The sequence below is a fragment of the Devosia sp. genome (assembly GCF_036676215.1).
Taxonomy (GTDB): domain Bacteria; phylum Pseudomonadota; class Alphaproteobacteria; order Rhizobiales; family Devosiaceae; genus Devosia.
The window spans coordinates 1-1,572 of the sequence record NZ_JAKFDJ010000139.1 but is presented as its reverse complement, the minus strand read 5'-3'; the positions used below and the strand labels follow the sequence as shown (position 1 = coordinate 1,572).

At 64.8% G+C, this 1,572-nt stretch carries 3 protein-coding genes; 2 read left to right on the top strand and 1 reads right to left on the bottom strand.

The genetic code is table 11. From position 1 onward, the window contains the following. A partial coding sequence (locus V6M52_RS12385; protein WP_332701247.1) for an acyl-CoA dehydrogenase family protein occupies positions 1–411 on the top strand: 411 nt, incomplete at its 5' end. Between the two features lie 60 nt (positions 412–471). Here V6M52_RS12385 and V6M52_RS12380 read toward each other — a convergent pair. Continuing rightward, entirely contained in the window at positions 472–903 is a 432-nt protein-coding gene (locus tag V6M52_RS12380) for a hypothetical protein (protein WP_332701246.1), read from the bottom strand. A gap of 134 nt (positions 904–1,037) precedes the next feature. On the opposite strand from V6M52_RS12380, the gene V6M52_RS12375 reads away from it, so the two are divergent. Then, positions 1,038–1,572: alpha/beta fold hydrolase (locus tag V6M52_RS12375; RefSeq protein WP_332701245.1), on the top strand; the 535-nt coding region annotated here is incomplete at its 3' end.

Below are 1,572 nucleotides of genomic sequence, written 5' to 3'. Positions count from 1 at the left end.
GACAACCAGGGCATCCAGTTCCCACTCGTGGAGCTGGCGACCCAGTGCGAGATGCTGCGCCTGCTGATCCGCAAAACCGCCTGGGACATGGACCGCATGGAGCACAAGGAGATCGAGCGGACGATCTCCGACAAGGTCTCGATGTGTAACTACTGGGCCAACCGCCTGGTCTGCGAGGCCGCCGACCGGGCCATGCAGGTGCATGGGGGCATCGGTTATTCGCGCCACAAGCCCTTCGAGCACATCTACCGCCACCACCGCCGCTACCGGATCACCGAGGGCTCGGAAGAGATCCAGATGCGCAAGGTCGCCGCCTTCCTGTTCGGCTATCTCGGGCCCAAGCGGGCGCAGTTCAAAGAGGCGGAGGCGGCGGGGGGCGAATATGTGCAACCCATCCCGGCGCGCCACTGAGCGGCGGGCCGATGAGGTCGATTATCTTCTCGGCCTGATGTCGGGTCGGGCCTGGACCGTTCAGTGACGCGTCTCGTGTGGCATCTCGGCGACGATGCGCTCGGTTGCTTCTGATAGAATGCCGTCAAAAGCCGCGATCTGCTCCGAACTCGCGCCAAGGTCCGCGAGGTGAGACCGGCTCAGAGCGACTCCTCGCATGAATTCGCGGATTTGTTCCTCGAATGATCCGGTCACGAACACCTCGTAGTCGAGGTGTGGCGCGCAGTCGTAGACGCCTGTTTTGCGATTCAGCCGCGACCGTTCGGGGTAGCGATCATGCATGTCCACGGGCATCACAATGGGGACATACCTGATCTGCTTGCCGTCCAGCGCGGCGAGAGCCGAGGCGGCGAACGCGGCGTTGAGGTGGGCTTCGGCCGCGAGTCTCGCGCGATTGAACGCTTCAAAGGCCGGTTGAAACACTTCGGCCGAGGCCCAGAAGACTAACGGCATTGCCCCTCACCCTCGACGTGTCCGCGCAGTCTAACCACCTCGAGCGCGTGCAGACCGAAACAAATGGGGCCAAGTATGTCGGCACGGCCGGCCCTGGTTCGTCGTTCCAGTGTAACCGGACCGGAGGACAGCCGATGACGAGACCAATTGCGCTAGGTCCCAGCCGGCGGCTGATGCTGGCCGCGGGCGCGTCGTTGGCCTCCGGTTTCGCGGCCAGCGACAAGGGATTTGCCATGGATACCAAGACGAAAACCGGCGGCTACGCCGAGGTCGACGGCCTGCGGGTCTATTATGAGCTGCACGGCGGGTCGCCGACTGGCGGAAAGACGCCGATGGTGCTGCTGCCCGGCGGGGTGATGGCGATCGACACCGCCTTCATCGCCGACATCATCCCGCGGTTCTCGAAAACCTGGCCGATCATCGCCATCGAACCGCAGGGCCACGGACACACCGGCGACCGCGAGGGCCCGTTCAAGCTCGAGCGGATGAGCGACGACGTGGCCGGCGTGCTCAACCACCTGGGCGTCAAGCAGGCCCACCTGTTCGGCCACAGCCTGGGCGGGATGATCGCGACCGGCGTGGCGATCCGCCATCCGACCCTGGCGGCCAGCCTCACCGCGGTGGGCACGACCTACAATCTCGACGGCATGCTGCCCGAACTGGCCAAGC

Bases quoted from the DNA above. Each gene is read 5' to 3' on its own strand.
- V6M52_RS12380 (WP_332701246.1), bottom strand. From the start codon at position 903: ATGCCGTTAGTCTTCTGGGCCTCGGCCGAAGTGTTTCAACCGGCCTTT.